General features: G+C 43.2%; 14 protein-coding genes. All 14 read left to right on the top strand.

Annotation, left to right across the window (positions count from 1 at the left end; all coding sequences use genetic code 11):
- The first annotated feature begins 1 nt into the window (after position 1).
- Entirely contained in the window at positions 2–499 is a 498-nt protein-coding gene (locus AACW06_RS06510; protein ID WP_192074469.1) for an MSHA biogenesis protein MshF, read from the top strand.
- An 83-nt stretch (positions 500–582) separates the two neighbouring features.
- Positions 583–1,158, top strand: a complete 576-nt coding sequence (locus AACW06_RS06505; protein ID WP_192074468.1) for a prepilin-type N-terminal cleavage/methylation domain-containing protein — start codon at positions 583–585, stop codon at positions 1,156–1,158.
- Between the two features lie 38 nt (positions 1,159–1,196).
- Entirely contained in the window at positions 1,197–1,670 is a 474-nt protein-coding gene (locus AACW06_RS06500; RefSeq protein WP_192074467.1) for a type II secretion system protein, read from the top strand.
- 148 nt (positions 1,671–1,818) lie between these two features.
- Positions 1,819–2,316, top strand: coding sequence for a type II secretion system protein (locus tag AACW06_RS06495; RefSeq protein ID WP_053308817.1), 498 nt, complete (start codon positions 1,819–1,821; stop codon positions 2,314–2,316).
- Positions 2,306–2,863, top strand: a complete 558-nt coding sequence (locus tag AACW06_RS06490; RefSeq protein ID WP_192074466.1) for a prepilin-type N-terminal cleavage/methylation domain-containing protein — start codon at positions 2,306–2,308, stop codon at positions 2,861–2,863. The genes AACW06_RS06495 and AACW06_RS06490 overlap by 11 nt, the downstream gene beginning before the upstream one ends.
- On the top strand, positions 2,863–3,633 hold the full coding sequence (locus tag AACW06_RS06485; RefSeq protein ID WP_192074465.1) for a PilW family protein: 771 nt from the start codon (positions 2,863–2,865) through the stop codon (positions 3,631–3,633). Before AACW06_RS06490 ends, AACW06_RS06485 begins: the two co-directional genes overlap by 1 nt.
- A complete protein-coding gene (locus AACW06_RS06480) occupies positions 3,605–4,033 on the top strand; it encodes an MSHA biogenesis protein MshP (protein ID WP_192074464.1) in 429 nt (142 codons plus the stop codon). The genes AACW06_RS06485 and AACW06_RS06480 overlap by 29 nt, the downstream gene beginning before the upstream one ends.
- Positions 4,023–8,444, top strand: a complete 4,422-nt coding sequence (locus AACW06_RS06475; RefSeq protein ID WP_238336650.1) for a DUF6701 domain-containing protein — start codon at positions 4,023–4,025, stop codon at positions 8,442–8,444. Before AACW06_RS06480 ends, AACW06_RS06475 begins: the two co-directional genes overlap by 11 nt.
- Positions 8,445–8,614: 170 nt before the next feature.
- Positions 8,615–9,658 carry a rod shape-determining protein gene (locus AACW06_RS06470; protein WP_053308813.1) on the top strand — a complete coding sequence of 348 codons (1,044 nt, stop codon included), beginning with the start codon at positions 8,615–8,617 and terminating at the stop codon, positions 9,656–9,658.
- 51 nt (positions 9,659–9,709) lie between these two features.
- Positions 9,710–10,597, top strand: coding sequence for a rod shape-determining protein MreC (mreC, locus tag AACW06_RS06465; RefSeq protein ID WP_192074463.1), 888 nt, complete (start codon positions 9,710–9,712; stop codon positions 10,595–10,597).
- The gene (mreD, locus tag AACW06_RS06460; RefSeq protein ID WP_053308811.1) at positions 10,587–11,075 is read left to right on the top strand and encodes a rod shape-determining protein MreD; all 489 of its coding nucleotides are present in this window, start codon (positions 10,587–10,589) and stop codon (positions 11,073–11,075) included. The genes mreC and mreD overlap by 11 nt, the downstream gene beginning before the upstream one ends.
- The gene (locus AACW06_RS06455; RefSeq protein ID WP_238336649.1) at positions 11,075–11,638 is read left to right on the top strand and encodes a Maf family protein; all 564 of its coding nucleotides are present in this window, start codon (positions 11,075–11,077) and stop codon (positions 11,636–11,638) included. Before mreD ends, AACW06_RS06455 begins: the two co-directional genes overlap by 1 nt.
- 20 nt (positions 11,639–11,658) lie before the next feature.
- Positions 11,659–13,128, top strand: coding sequence for a ribonuclease G (gene rng / locus AACW06_RS06450; protein ID WP_053308809.1), 1,470 nt, complete (start codon positions 11,659–11,661; stop codon positions 13,126–13,128).
- Positions 13,129–13,138: 10 nt separating this feature from the next.
- Entirely contained in the window at positions 13,139–17,017 is a 3,879-nt protein-coding gene (locus AACW06_RS06445; protein ID WP_192074461.1) for a YhdP family protein, read from the top strand.
- Positions 17,018–17,021 lie beyond the last annotated feature (4 nt).

The following is a 17,021-nucleotide window of genomic DNA, read 5'->3' as shown; positions in this document are numbered from 1 at the left end:
TATGAAAACAGCGATAGAGCGCTCTCAGTTCGTGATTTGGCTTTTTCTGGTACTCATTTTGTTGCTTTCATTTTTATTTGTTTGGAAGTCAATAGAGCAGGAGGCGAACCAAACGGCTTTTGCGGTTGCACGTAACCGAATTGTTGAAAGTGCCAATCTTTATAAACAAAACTGGTTACTAAAAGGTCAGCCTTTAATTCTGAATGTGGATGGTCAACAGTTAACAATGAGCAAGGCCGGTTGGGTACTACCACTGTTTAATAATGGGAGTGCTGTACATCATGCTCAGGTTAAGGATAAATCATCAACGCTCAATTGCCAGCATTGGCTACTTTTGCTGTATCCTGATGAGAAAGTGCTAGAAAGCTATGTGGTTGCGATTGATGCTAAAGTTCAAACTAACCAATATCAATGTCGTTATCATTATAGTAAAAAACAAGTGATAACTATTGAAATTTTGAATGATAAGTTTACTGTTCGTGTCGATTTTCCGGCATAGTAAGGTAAATTGTCACTAAACATATAGTTATGTAAAAATACATGAGTATAATACGCTCAACTAATAAATGAATGGGTAGATGCATGCATAACAAGCAAACCGGTTTTTCTTTGGTTGAATTAGTGGTTGTCATTGTGGTAGTCGGCTTACTTGCCGTTGCTGCGTTGCCTCGTTTCTTAGATGTAGCCGATGAAGCCAAAAAAGCCAGTATTGAAGGTGTCGCTGGTGGTTATGCTACTGGTGTGTTGTCGGCTCGTGCTCAGTGGGAGGCACAAGCAAGAACATCGGTGACGCTGGGTGCTGAGAAACAAAATACCGTCAATTATGATGGGGTAAACTTTTGGTTAACTCGTTCGGAAGACAGCAGTGGGACATCAACCGGCTTTCGTAATGGTTATCCAATTGCGTTGAATACCGATAATGCTAGTTACCCAAATGCAGTTACTGACCAAGCATGTATTGATTTAATGGATAATTTATTACAAAACCCACCAACAGTTGACACAGTTGCTAATGCTGCGACTAACTCTGACGTAAAATACTCAGCACAAGCCGATACGGATTTATCCACTTGTACTTATGTACAAAAAGAGGGCGGAACCGCACACGAGTTTGTGTACGAGATTAAAACAGGTCGTGTGACCGTAACTTTGCAGTAAGTCTGCGTATTTAATTTAAACATAGAGAGATGGTAACTATGAAAAGACAAGGCGGTTTCACCCTTATTGAACTAGTGGTGGTAATTGTAATTTTGGGTATTTTAGCGGTGACCGCAGCACCTCGTTTCTTGAATTTGCAAAATGATGCTCGTAAGTCATCCCTACAAGGCCTAAAAGGTGCTTTAGATGGTGCCGCTGGTATTGTATATGGTAAAGCAGCAATTGAAGGTCTAGAAACAAAGAGTTCTGCAACCAAGACTAAAGATGGCATTGAAACTATTTATGGCTATCCAACAGCTAGTGCTAATGGTATCGCTGGGGCGGTGGTTGGTTTAAGTAGTGATTGGACGTCTCAAGTCTCAGGTTCAAGCCCTGCAGCTTACCTGATTACGTTTAAAGATAGCAAGCTTACAAATGCGTCTTCTGTTGCAAAAACAAATTGCTATGTCACTTATACAGAGGCAACTAGTTCTGCAGTCTATTCCACATCAGTAAGTTCTGACGGTTGTTAAGTTTTTGAATAAAGGCCAGCAATGCTGGCCTTTATTATATCTATCTGATCGACCCAGCTCTTCTCGCAATAAAACCCAGCAAATTTTAGGTCTAACTCCGCTATTTCTTATATAATCTAAGCACTTATTTTTTGTTTGAGGCATTGTGATGCGGCAACGTTTAGTGAAGCAGTCGGCTTTTACCTTGATCGAACTGATTGTCGTTATTCTACTGCTTGGTATTGTCTCTGTTTATGCGGCGAGCCGCTACAGTGGTGTTTCCACATTTTCTACCATTACGACGCAAAGTGAAGTTCTGGCCTCATTACGTTTAACGCAAAACCGTGCCATGCAGCGCACGGGCTATTGTAACCGCTGGTTGGTCAGCAATAATCAAGCGCAACAAGTGTCTCCTTCCGTTTCTGCTGGTGCTTGCACCACCTCACTACCCAATCCGTCGACAGACAGCAGTTTTGTTGATGCGGCAGCAAACGATATTACCCTGACATTGACCAATAACGACGGTAGCCACTATTTTGATTTTGATAGCTTAGGGCGCGCCGCTCAATGCCTTGCCGCTCAATGTACAGTGACAGTAAGCAACCCCCAGTCTGGAGAGTCTCGTCAAGTGTGCATCAATAGCGAAGGGTTTATTTATGGCTGCTAAGAGAAAAACAGGCTTTACCTTAATCGAGATGATCATTGTGATCACCTTGATTGCGATTGCTATGACCGGCATCACCGCTGCGCTTTATCCGCGTTCTCAGCAGAGTGCTGAACAGGTATTGGCGGTGAAAGCGGCTGAGCTTGGTCGCGCCGTATTAGATGAGGTAATGGGCCGCGCTTTTGACGAAAACTCTGGCCCCAATGGTGGGGTGCCGGAGTGTGTGTTGGTGGCTACCACAGGGCGAGAAACTTGCACCTTGCCGAGTGCGCTTGGACCTGACGCGGGTGAAAATGCGAATACGCTTTATAACGATGTTGATGATTTTCATGGCTTAACTGGTCCAGTTAAAGATGTATTAGGCGCTGATATTAGTGCTGATTACCAACGTTATAACGTTGAGATTAAAGTGTTTTATGAACAAAACAGTAGCGGTGTTATGACTGGGCAAGATGCAGGCACGATAACCGACTATAAACGAATATCGGTAGTGATCATCGACCCTAGTGGCAACCGCTATCCTTTTGCTGCAACGAGGGGAAACTTTTAATGCGTGGTTTTACCCTGATTGAAATGGTGATTTCCATTATTCTTTTATCTGTCGTTGGGTTGTTTTTAGGTTCAGTGATTAGCCAAGGGATGGGCATTTATGTCGATACCACCGCGCGTGAAGCGCTTATCCAACAAGGGCGCTTTATTACAGAGCGTTTAAGCCGAGAATTAAGAGAAGCCGTACCCAACAGTGTGCTGGTGGAAAATGACTGTATTGAGTTTTTACCTATCACCAATAGCGCGATTTACAATACCCTTCCTTCCCCTCAAGCGGCATCAAGTGCTATTCGTATTTTGCCTATAAATAAAAGTGTATCGAAAGGAGAGCGGCTCGTCGTTTATCCAACCAATGCGGCATTATTACGTCAAGCCCCAACGGCAAATAGCCAGATAGCAGAAGTAGATGCCGATGTTGAGTTTACCGATGTGAACCGTGCCACTATGGTTGATGTCTCGCTGACTCAAGCGACCGGTTTTTCAATTCAATCTCCGGCTAAGCGACTTTATTTTTATCGTGCTCCCGTCGCCTTTTGTTATCAAAATCAGCGTATTTATCGTTACGCTAACTACCCTTTAAATCGTACTGCACTAACACCGAGTCAGCTTGGAAGTGGAGCGCTAGTCGCTGAAAATCTTAGCCAAGCCAGTTTTCAAGTTACACAGCCTGAGTTGCAACGAAATGGGTTAATTAAAATTGAATTAACGTTTTCTGACCGTGGTGAGGAGATCAAGTTTGACCATGATGCACTTATCTACAACACGCCATAGGCAACAAGGCAGTGGTTTGGTGTTGGTTATTTTTATCATTGTGGTGGTGGGCTTTGTTGCCGCGGTTGCCAATCGAAATCAACAACGTAATAGTCAACAGTTGGTATCCATGGTCTTAGGCACAAGAGCCGAAATGGCAGCCCGCTCTGCGATGCAAATTGATATTAGCCGTTTTTATAGCCCACAGGCACAAGGAAGCTGCCAGCTTAGTACTGAGACTAACTATAATTTTGAAGGTGAAGGGCTTGAGCGGTGTCAGGCAAAGGTATCTTGTAGTTCAATTGGAGTGCTAGATGATAGTGGATATCAGGTTTATCTATTAGTGAGTACTGGAACCTGTAGGGCAGGAGATAGTTTCTACCAAAGAATTATTGAGGCAGGAATTCGTGATGATAGCTAGGCAATTGGGTCAGTTTGCATTTTGTATTTTAATGTTGTGCTTTGCCAATTTAGCCAAAGCAATGGCACCGATTGATGAGTCTGTCTATTTCCCTAATAGCGCACAAGGGCATTCCATAAGTGGCAGTTGCAGTTATATTTGGGGTTCACAATTGATTCAATATGGTCGTTCACAGATCAAAGGTACATATGGCGTTGATTTACCATTTTGTACTATAAACTCAATCTATGAGAGGCTTGGTAGCACTTGTGACAATAGTGCTGGTAATGGTGTGCTTTGTAATGTTTCAGGCTCTCCAACGCCAGAGTTAAATTTAGACAAATTTAAAAATAGTAACGGTGGTAGCTCAATTTATAGCTGTAAGCCTGGGGAGCGCTTATTCATTAATGCCCTCAAGACACAGAATATCTTTTTATACAGTAATTGCACTTTAGAGTTTGATAGTTCAAGAACGGAATATCGAGTGAATTCACTGGATATGGGCAGCGGTGCTGAAGTGATACTCAATACTGGTGACTATTGGTTTAATTTGCTGCAATTAAATGGCAGCAGTAAGATCATCGCAAATGGTGATGTGAGAATTTTCGTTAATGGTAATATTACTTTAAATACTTTTGCCACTATTGAACCGTCGGCTAATGGCAGTGTTCAAGTTATTGGATATAGCGGAGCATCGCTCGTAGGTGATACACAAATAACGGGTGATTTATATATATCGGAGACTTTGAATCTCTATCATTCAGCCAGAATTGTCGGTCGTACCAATAGCCGTAGATTAATAATGACTAATGACTCGGTCATCGAGGGCAGTAATAGCTTGCTATCGAACCCTGTTATGTGGTTAAAAATGGATGAGGATAGTTGGGATAATCTTCAAGGCACTGTTGCTGATAGTTCGGGAAATAATCTTCATGGTCGAGCGATAAATGGAGCAAACACTGCACAGAATTCGCCTGCTCTACCTGAGATTAATAACTTAGGGACATGTGGTTATGGTGAGTTTAAACATGCAAGTAATCAGTATATAGAGGTACCATATGATAACAAATTAGATCTGGATAAAGAGTTAACGATTTCAGCATGGGTGTATCCGAAGAGTCGCCCAAATCGCGATTTATACAGTATCTTGTCTAAAGATAACAACTACGAATTTCATATAAACTCTACTGGTTATGTTTATTGGTGGTGGCAAGAAAAAAATGGTTCAACCCTTTCTTTAACCAGTACGTCGCCGATTCCCAATGATCAATGGAGTCACGTTACAGTTCGTTATAATTTTAAAAATAGCAGCGCAAATATTTTTATTAATGGTGTACTTGCGGGTTCTCGAACATCGAGTCAAAACAAACAACTGCAAACCAATAATCGTCCATTACAAATAGGACAAGATCAAAACAATCCTGAGCGTGCATTTGATGGAAGTATTGATGAGGTTTTGATCTTTAATCGTTCATTAACCGATCAGCAAGTTTGGGATCTTTATAGCCAGCGTCACTTATGTGGAGAGGTTACGCCAAGTTGTTTTACCGATGATTTTCAGAGCAAACCTTTAGACGAACAGTGGCGTGTTTTTAGTAGTAGCGGTGCATTTACCCCCTCGATCGTTAACCAGCGTTTACGTTTGACTCAGGCGGTGGGGAATCAGGCCACCGCTTCAACCTTCCAACGTATATTTCCAGCGGCGGATAACAAAATTGATGTTGAGTTTGATTATTTTGCTTACGGAGGCTCAGGAGCCGACGGCGTTGCCATCGTTTTTTCTGATGCGAGTATAACTCCGCAAGTGGGAGCATTCGGTGGCCCGTTAGGTTATGGCTATAAAACCTATGAGCAGAAACCGGGGTTTGCGGGTGGTTGGCTAGGGATTGGTATTGATGAATTTGGTAACTATTCCATCGAGGGCGGCCCTGATGGACCGGGACGTCGAAAACAAGCCGTTGCACTGAGAGGCTCTGGTAGTGGTTATAGTGGCTATGGTTATCTGGCTGGCACTTGTAATAATGGTTCACAAAACAGTAATGGTGACTGCTTAAATCCTAAAGTCGATAGCAATAATGGTAACCCTTTACATCGTTATCAAATCTCGATCGACTCGACGCAATCGGGTGTATCTAATGTCACCATCAAACGCAAAGTGGGATCAAATAATTGGGAAACATTAATTGGACCAATTAACGTCTTAAGCTTTGCTGGGCAAAGTAATGTTCCTGACGATCTGTTACTTTCCATTACAGGGTCAACGGGAGACTCAACCAATTATCATGAAATTGATAATTTTGAAGTCTGTGCGCTCGATTCACGACCAGTCGGAGAACAGATTAATCACTTCCGTATCTCTTTGCCTGCGCAAGGGTTAACTTGTGCCGCTTCTGATGTTTCTATAAAAGCGTGTGCCGATGACAGCTGTAATAATTTATTCACTGATCCCGTGACGGCTTATCTAATACCGAATTCCTTGCCAAGCGCCAGTGGTGGTTGGGTGGGGGGCTCAACATTATCGTTTAGCAATGGTGTCGGCAATGCTCAATTAAGGCGTAACAGTGCAGGTAATGTCACTGTTGGTGTGTCCGGCTCTATACCTACAGCGATCGCCTTCAATGATACGTTATGTAGCCATAATGGTGATGCAGGCCCATTTTCGACTAACAATTGCACCATCACTTTTGCTGACAGTGGTTTTATTTTGGATGTGCCGAATTCTTATGCCAATCAAACGGTAGCAGGAACCATTAAAGCGGTACGTAAAGACAATGCTTCGCAACAGTGTTCGCCTAGCTTCCAAAATGTACCGAAATCCGTTTCTTTTTGGAGTGATTACTTGAGTCCAATTGCAGGGCAAGGTTTCACAGCTTACACAGTTGGAGTGAATAATGTTGCTGTAGGGCAATCATCAAATTCTTCGGTTCCGGTCACTCTCAATTTCAACCAAAATGGCGAGGCGAGCATTAGTGTCTCTTATCGTGACGCAGGTAGCCTAGCTTTAAATGCACGTTTTGAGGGTAGTGGAGAAGAGCAGGATTTAACGCTCACAGGACAAGATAGTTTTGTTCGTGTACCTCGTGCTTTAGTGCTCAGTGCAACTAATTATTATGGTGATGATGGAGCGTGTCCAAGTGCCGATATGAGCTGTAATATTTTTGCTAGGGCTGATGAAAACTTCAATCTGCATGTCAAGGCGGTAGCGGCTGAACCCGTTGAAGATAATGATTTCACCAATAATCTCGGTGTGACAAATTATCAGCAAACAAATATTGAACTCTCGCATACACTAATAGAGCCGGCAACTGGCGTGCCGGGTAATCTTGGTGAAGTGGAATATAACCATCAATTGGGCAGTTCAACCACTGTGCTACAAAAAGTGAGTGAAGTTGGGGCATTTGATTTTTCTTTGCTGTCGCCGACTTCTTACCTTGGCGTTGATTTATTAGAGGAAAATTTACCAATTACTATGGTATCAACGGGGCCTGTTGGGCGTTTTATTCCCGCTTACTTTTCTCCAACCTCGGTTGTGACAAGCCTAAAGGCTGAATGTGAGGTTATTTCTTCAAACACGGAATCCTTTAGCTATTTAGGGCAACCTTTTGGGTATCAAGAAAATCCTGGTGTCTACTTAAACCCAAGATCCGCGTTAGGCAATGAAACGGTCAATTATTTCGACAGTACTTGGTGGCGTTATAACCAACAGTGGGATAATCGTGTCTATGAGGATACCGTGCATGATTTATCAATCAGCTTTGATAAAGATGCGACTAGCGTAAACCGAATTAACGCGGGGGATTCTCGTATTGAGCTTTTAGGCGAAGAGTTAATTTATCAAAAACCACCACAGGCGATTGTCCCTTTTAATAGCAAACTAGATCTTACTCTCACCGCGTCCGATCTTACTGATCTTGATGGTGTTTGTTATAGGGCGACGGCAAGCAGCCCTTGCATAGACTATACGATTGCCGATATCGATAACCAAATGAAACTGCGTTGGGGAAAACTGGTGATCCACGACACTTATGGCCCAGAAACAACACCGTTATTGCAACAGGTGGTGAGTGAATATTATTCGGCAAATGGTTTTGTCATTAACAGTTTCGATAGTTGTACTCAGTTGCCAGACATTGCGAATTTCACTTTAACAGCGACGGATCTGACTTTAGGCTCGGGTGGACCACCGGCTGTGGAGGCGACCCTAACGAATCGTACATTATCATCTGGTGTGACAACGATTAAATTCTCTGCTCCAGGTGCGGGGGAACAAGGATTTATTGATACCTTACTCGATCTTGATGCCAATGGTTTACCTTGGTTACGCATCGATGAAGATCAAGATGGGAGTTTTGAAAACGACGTATCGGGACGAGTTCAATTTGGTTTGTACCGAGGTAGTGATCGCGTTATCTGGTGGCGCGAAAGAAATTAATCGAAGAATGAGTTCAATTTAGAGCGTTTTTTCCTACCTAAGTTAGGGATCTGTTAGAAATTACGGGTTTCGGTTCATGTTTATGTAGCAATGCCTTGCTGTGATGGCGAGGCATTGGTACATTTAGTGCAATTTTTTATCTTCTAATTCTTGCAGGACGAGCGAAGAATATGTTCAAAAAACTGCGTGGCATGTTTTCTAACGACCTATCGATCGATTTAGGTACCGCCAATACTCTGATTTACGTTAAAGGACAAGGTATTGTCCTCGACGAACCTTCCGTTGTTGCTATTCGTCAAGACAAAGGCCGTGGTGGCAAAAGTGTTGCTGCTGTCGGTCATGCGGCAAAGCAAATGCTAGGCCGTACACCGGGCAATATTTCTGCTATTCGTCCCATGAAAGACGGTGTTATTGCTGACTTCTATGTGACTGAAAAAATGCTGCAGCACTTTATCAAACAAGTGCATGACAACAGTGTGCTTAAACCAAGCCCTCGTGTTCTTGTGTGTGTACCTTGTGGTTCAACTCAAGTTGAGCGTCGTGCTATTCGTGAGTCTGCACTCGGTGCTGGTGCTCGTGAAGTATATTTGATTGATGAGCCAATGGCGGCGGCAATCGGTGCTGGTCTACGCGTATCAGAGCCAACAGGTTCAATGGTGGTCGATATCGGTGGTGGTACGACCGAAGTTGCAGTTATCTCACTGAATGGTGTGGTTTACTCTTCTTCTGTGCGGATCGGTGGTGACCGTTTTGACGAAGCTATCATCAACTATGTACGTCGTAACTACGGTAGTTTAATTGGTGAAGCAACAGCAGAAAAAATTAAGCATGAGATCGGTTCCGCTTATCCAGGTGATGAAGTGATGGAAATTGAAGTGCGTGGTCGTAACCTTGCTGAAGGTGTGCCGCGTAGCTTTACGTTGAATTCCAATGAGATCTTAGAAGCACTTCAAGAGCCTCTGAGTGGTATTGTTTCTGCTGTCATGGTTGCGCTTGAGCAGTGTCCACCAGAGCTAGCTTCTGATATTTCAGAAAATGGTATGGTGTTGACTGGTGGTGGTGCACTACTGAAAGATATCGATCGTCTATTGATGGAAGAGACAGGTATTCCAGTGGTTGTCGCTGATGATCCTCTAACTTGTGTCGCCCTTGGTGGTGGTAAAGCGTTAGAAATGATCGACATGCACGGTGGCGACCTATTTAGCGAAGAATAATGGCTTTGAGAGCCATTGTGCTCTCATCATGAAATCTAGGATTTTTATAGAATGAAGCCAATATTTGGTCGAGGACCATCTCTTCAGCTACGTCTCTTTTTTGCTGTCATAATATCAGCCAGTTTAATGCTGGCTGATAGTCGTTTAGGCGCATTTTCTAACGTTCGGTTTTTTTTAAATAGTTTAGTTGCCCCCATTCAATATGCTGCCGACTTACCACGCAGTATGTTTGATGGCGTTTACGAGCGTTTTACGACACATCAACATCTTTTAGAATCCAATCAAAGACTGAAACGAGAAGCTTTGGGGCTGAAAAGTGATTTGATTTTATTTGACCAATACCGTGAAGAAAATCAGCGCTTGCGCAAACTACTTGGTTCTTCTTTTGTTCGTGATGAAAAGAAGGTCGTTACCGAAGTCATGGCGGTGGATACCTCACCTTATCGACATCAAGTTGTGATCGATAAAGGACGTATTGATGGTGTTTATGAAGGACAACCGGTTATCAACGATAAAGGCATTGTTGGGCAAGTTACGTTTGTTGCGGCACATAATAGCCGAGTGTTGTTGCTTACCGATTCCAATAGCGCAATTCCAGTGCAGATTATCCGCAACGACATACGGGTCATTGCCTCTGGTAATGGTCAGATTGACCGAATTCAGTTAGAGCACATACCAACTAGCACTGATGTTGAAGTGGGTGATTCATTAGTGACATCAGGTCTGGGTGGTGTTTATCCAGAAGGATACCCAGTGGCGCACGTTTCTGTTGTTGATAAAGACACGCAGCGCGAGTTTGCTTCCATCATAGCTGACCCTGTTGTCGATTTTGATCGGCTGCGGTACTTGTTACTTATTTGGCCTAATGAAGATCGCCAGCATAAAGTATTACAAGCAACACCAGAGCAAATGTCAGAGGACGTAGAACATGGCCAATAGAGTATTTCGCGGTAAATTGGTCATTGGTGTTTCGTTTCTTTTCGCTCTGATTTTGCAAACTATTCCATGGCCTGGTGAATTAGATCTGATGCGCCCATCATGGTTATTGCTGGTTGCGTGTTATTGGGTGCTGGCTTTGCCGTATCGAATCAACGTCGGCACCGCATTAATCCTTGGTTTGCTTTGGGATTTATTGCTCGGTTCTACACTCGGTATTCGCGGTATGATGATGGCGATCGTGATCTATTTGGTTGCGATCAACTTTTTAGTATTACGCAATATGGCGTTGTGGCAACAAGCGGTAGTGATTGGTTTGCTTTCGATGTTGCTAGATGTATTGATTTTCTGTGGTGAATATTTGATTCAAGATGTGACTTTCAATCCTCTTTCACTGTGGAGTGGGTTGATTAACTGCATTTTATGGCCATGGATGTTTTTACTACTGCGTCGAGTTCGTCGCCATTGGCATGTGAAGTGATGAGTAAAAAAATTGTTTTAGCCTCTGGCTCGCCAAGACGCCGAGAATTGCTCGCCCAATTGGGTTATCAATTTGATATTAACGTACCGAATGTGGAAGAAGCGCGACAAGCAAATGAAAGCCCGAGAGCTTACGTTGAGCGGCTCTCTCGTGATAAAGCGTTTGCTGGACTCAAACTTATTTCCGCTGATGCGATTGTTATCGGTTCAGATACCATCGTTGTGCAAGGTGATTCCGTACTGGAAAAACCTATTGATTTCAACCATGCTCAACAAATGTTACGCCATTTATCGGGGACAAAGCATCAAGTGATGACTGCTGTAACCGTAGCAACAAATGATCACTATAAATCCGTGGTTGTTACCACGGATGTTTGGTTTAAACCTCTGTCAGACAATGAAATAGAACAATATTGGCAGTCAGGAGAACCATGCGATAAAGCTGGCAGTTATGGCATTCAAGGATTGGGTGGACGATTTGTAACGAGGATCGAAGGCAGTTATTACGCCGTTGTAGGGTTACCGCTATTTGAAACTGACCAGCTCTTGCACGAATTCTTATAATTTAACATTGAGGTGTGCTCATGAGTGCAGAGTTGATACTAAATGTCACCCCGAGTGAAACTCGTGTGGCGATGATTGAAGGTGGAGTTCTTCAAGAGATCCATATTGAACGTGAAGCAAAGCGCGGTATTGTCGGTAATATTTACAAAGGTAAAGTCAGCCGGGTTTTACCTGGTATGCAAGCGGCTTTTGTTGATATTGGCTTAGATAAAGCCGCTTTCTTGCACGCATCCGACATCGTTCCTCATACCGAATGTGTTGCTGAAAACGAGAAACAGCAGTTTCAAGTGCGTGATATTTCAGAGCTGGTTCGTCAAGGGCAAGATATTGTAGTACAAGTGGTGAAAGACCCTCTAGGTACCAAGGGCGCTCGTTTGACAACCGATATTACCATTCCTTCTCGCTATTTAGTGTTCATGCCTGGGGCGAGTCATGTGGGTGTTTCACAACGTATTGAAAGTGAATGTGAGCGTGAGCGACTAAAAAAAGTAGTTTCACATTACTGTGATGAACACGGTGGCTTTATCATTCGCACGGCTGCGGAAGGGGCGGATGAAAAAGAGTTGTCGCAAGATGCTGCCTTTCTTAAACGCTTATGGTCGAAAGTGTTAGAACGACGCGTAAAGTACAAAACACGCACTACTTTGTACGGTGAATTAGGTCTATCTCAACGTATTTTACGAGATTTTGTCGGCACAGAACTGACTAAGATCCTCATTGACTCACGTCTTGAATTTGAAAACCTTAAAGAATTCACCTCTGAATACGTGCCAGAGCTTACCGAAAAGCTTGAACTGTATGAAGGGGATAAACCAATTTTCGACATGTATGACACCGAAAATGAAATTCAACGCTCTCTAGAGAGAAAGGTTGAGCTTAAATCTGGTGGCTATCTGATCATTGATCAAACCGAAGCAATGACCACGGTTGATATTAATACCGGAGCATTTGTTGGCCGTCGTAATCTTGAAGAAACTATCTTTAACACCAATATTGAAGCAACCCAGGCGATCGCTCGTCAGCTTAGGTTACGTAATCTTGGTGGCATCATCATTATTGATTTTATCGATATGATGTCGGAAGAGCATCGTAAGCGGGTACTCGCTTCATTAGATGCAGCGTTATCTAAAGATCGTGTAAAAACCAATATCAACGGCTTTACGCAACTCGGATTGGTAGAGATGACGCGTAAACGCACACGCGAAAGTATTGAACATGTGCTCTGTTCTTCTTGTCCAACCTGTGAGGGTCGTGGCAGCGTGAAGACGGTTGAGACCGTTTGTTTTGAAATATTACGTGAAATTACACGCGTCAATCGCGCCTATGATTCGGATAAATTTGTGGTGTATGCATCGCCAGCTGTGGCAGAAAGTTTGCAAGGAGATGAGTCTCATGCTCTGGCTGAACTGGAAGTCTTTATTGGTAAAGAAGTGCGTATTCAGGCTGAGCCACTGTATATTCAAGAGCAATTTGACGTTGTAATGATGTAGTAGGACCTTTGTGATATCACCTTTTACGCGCCTTTGGCGCATCGTGTTATGGCTATTAGTTAGTGCCATGGTGGTCTTAGCCATTGCTGTGACCACCTTGCGTGTTGCACTGCCACAAATGAATCGTTTTCAGGACGAGATTCAGCATTGGATCAACCAAAACTCAGACTTTGAATTTGAGCTCAGTGAGGTAAAGGGATTCTGGCGTAATACGCACCCTTCTATTGCCTTAAAAGGGCTACAAGCTAATTTACCCGATGGTTCGAAAATTTATTTTTCCGCCCAGCAAATTGATGTTGAGTTTGACCTTATTCAATCTCTGTTGCAGTTACAGCCTGTCATTGCTGACCTGAGCGTACATCAACTCAAACTGGATATTCGTTCGGTAAATTGGTTAGAACTGAATAAGGATGATAATCCTCAAAATAACACTCAGAGCAGTGTCATTCATCGTTTAGATAACTTACTGCTACGGCAACTGGATGATTTTGCGTTGCTCGACTCTACTGTCTTTTATCAGTCGGTAGCGGGCGATATTCGTCAGTTAGATATAGAGCGTCTGCGTTGGCAAAATAATGGCGCTGAGCATAAAGCGGAAGGTGTGGTCAGTATTGCTGATACCAGTATCAACTCTTTGTTGGTGAGTGCTAACTTCGAAGATCATGGTTCATTGCTTGATATTTCCGGCAATTTCTATGTCAGTGCTGACAATATTAAAATTGGGCCTTGGCTAACTCGTTACTTGAAAGATGAAACCGGGATTGAAAAAGGCAACATTAGCTTTGATGGTTGGCTAACGGCTCAACATAACCAGCCAGTCGATGGTTATGTTGAGCTAAAACCGTCAGAACTGGTGTGGCATGATGAACGTCAACATGATCTGCTATTAGAATCAGGAACGGTTAAGCTTTCTCCAGTGGATAAAGGTTGGCAAGTAAATGCTTACTCACTGAAACTTCGTACGGATGATGATGCATGGCCAGATCTTGATGTCGCTTTTGATTGGCATCCTAGCCAATGGCGCTTAAATCTTTCTCAATTGGACATTAAAACACTGCTTCCGTTGGTCAAACTTGTACCTGATTCATCGGAAACCAACCAGCTTTTGCAACAGTTAAACTTTGGCGGCATACTGGAAGATGTCCGGTTGAGTAAAGGCGAAACGCTAAATTCACTGAAATATTCTGCCAAATTGAATGACGGTTCAATGGCGCAATGGAAGTTATTGCCTGAAGTTCATCACCTGCAAGCTGCAATTTCTGGTAATACAGAACAAGCCAGAGCTAAGGTTACTTTGATTGATGATGTGTTACCGTATGGCGAAGTCTTTCAAGCGCCATTAAATATCCGTCAAGCTGAAGTTGATATTGTTTGGCAACAGCAGGTTGACGGTTGGTCATTATGGGCAGATAAAGTCACTGCAGCAACGCCCGATCTACAAGTGCTTGGTGCATTTCGCCTCGATTTCCCTGAGCAGAAAAGCCCTTTGCTTTCATTCTATGCGGAAGCGGATTTATACAACGCTGGTGAAACGTGGCGTTATTTACCAACGCTTGCGATGGGTCGTAACTTAACCGATTATCTTTCAACGGCGATTCAGGCCGGTAAAGTCACTACTTCTAAACTACTGTGGTACGGTGAACTAGCGGATTTCCCTTACGACAAAAATAACGGCATGTTCCAGGCGTGGGTTGGATTAAAACAAGCTAAGTTTAGTTTTGATACCGCGTGGCCACCGATCATCGATTTACAGCTTGATCTGTTATTTGAAAATGATGTGATGTATTTAGATTCACATTCTGCAACGTTAATGGATGTGACAGCCAAAAGAATTACAGGTCGTATTCCCAAGCTTGCACCGGGTGGTCATATAGAAATTGAAGCCACGGCGGTAGCGCAAGGCAACGCAGTTCGTGATTACATGACTTCCACACCGTTGGTTGATTCGGTTGGTGCGGCATTAACCGCTATTCAAGTGAGTGGGGAAGTTCAATCACAATTTCAGCTCAATATCCCTTTTGATCACGATAGAGAAGCCAGAGCGTGGGGTTGGGCTGACTTAAACAGTAACCATGTCCAAATTAATGCACCACCAATGACACTGGACGGGGTATCAGGACGAATTGAATTTGATAATGATGTCGTAACGGCGGCCGGTCTTTCCGCTGAACTGCTGACTCAGCCAATCTCTATCGATTTTAAGGGTGAAAATGTCCCTCAAGGCTACTCAGTGAAGATTGATGCGTTAGGTGATTGGGACATAAAACCGTTGACCTCGTTTGTTGGTGAACGTTGGGTGAGTCGTTTAGGTGGTCATGCACCATGGCAAATGGACGTTGATCTCCAGCTCAATGATATTGGTTTTACTTACCAAATTGATAGCACAGCAGATATGAAGATGATCGAAAGTGATTATCCATATCCATTGAAAAAAGCATCTAATGTGGCAGGTAAAGCGCGTTTACAAGCTTCAGGAAATCAGGAGTCGATTACCGCTCGCTTACAATTGCCACAAGTTAAATACCAAGCGGAAATAGACATAACCCCTAACACGCCAGTGCTTACTGCCACCAACCTAGTGGTTGGAAAGGGAAATTTCAGAATTAGCCCTGTCGTGGGGCATCATGCTCTGATACGTAGTGATCAATTTGATTTAGACCAGTGGTTAAACGTAGCCAATGAACCTCAGCCAAAAGCTAGTGCTGTGCTTGATAAAATGAACACTCCGACTATTCCACAGCCAGAAAAGATTAATGTTAACGTCAAGGAGTTGATGTTAGCTGGGCTTGAATGGCACGATGTTGATTTTAGTACAAGACGTAAAAACCTAGGGTGGTTGGTACAACTTGACAGTCAAGAAGTCAAAGGACAAGCCAGTTATATTGAGCCTTATGATTTGTCTGTCTCATTAGAACGTCTGCATGTTTACATTCCATCTTTAGATACTTTGTATGACGATAATAATAAAAACTTACTAGTGGATTCAGGCCGTCAAGCCGAGCCTCTTATTTCTGAGTTTGACCGCCAGTTTCATCAGTTGATGCCAAACTTAACCTTAGCTATCGATGATTTTTGGTTGCAAGGGTATAAAATTGGTCAGTTAAATATGGACTTCCAACGTCATGGTGACACGCTCGAATGGAAGAATATTGACATCAATAGCGGCACTAACCAGGTCAATATAAATGCTACTTGGACGCTCAGCGAAGAAAGCAGTCATACTGTTTTTAACCTCAATATGAAAGGTGACAATAACAGTGATGTAATGGAACGTTTTGGTATTAGTTCAGGCATTCAGAGAGCACCTTTTGAATTGTCCTCTGAAAGTAATTGGGATGGTGCACCATGGTCAATGAAGATCAATACGCTACAAGGACAACTCAGAACTAAATTAGGAAAAGGTATCATTTCAGATGTAAGCGGCGCGGCGCGGTTACTTGGTTTGTTTAGTTTAGACTCGATCATCCGTAAGATGCAGCTCGATTTTAGCGATGTCTTTGATAAAGGTATGGCATTTAACTCGATTACCGGTAGCGGTGAAATTTCCCAAGGGGTATTTGTGACTAATAATATCGAGATGGATGCGGTTGCGGGTGACATGAAAATTAAAGGGTTAGCCAACCTTAATACACGGATAGTCGATGCTGAAGTTAACTTTGTGCCTGATATTACCTCTGGCATTCCAGTACTGACAGCGTTTGCGGTAACGCCACAAACCGCGTTGTATGTATTGGCAATTACCACGGTCATTGCGCCCGTAGTGGAAGTGTTTAGCCAAGTGAACTATGAGGTTAAAGGGCCCATTAACGCTCCTGTTGTTAAAGAACTGTCACGTAGCAAAGGTGAATTCAAACTGCCCGAAAAACTGAGAAATATCGCAGAAAAATAAGGAC

It is taken from the genome of Vibrio sp. S12_S33, assembly GCF_963889785.1.
In the GTDB taxonomy this organism is placed as follows: Bacteria; Pseudomonadota; Gammaproteobacteria; order Enterobacterales; family Vibrionaceae; genus Vibrio; species Vibrio aestuarianus.
This window is presented reverse-complemented; position numbering and strand designations above follow the sequence as displayed.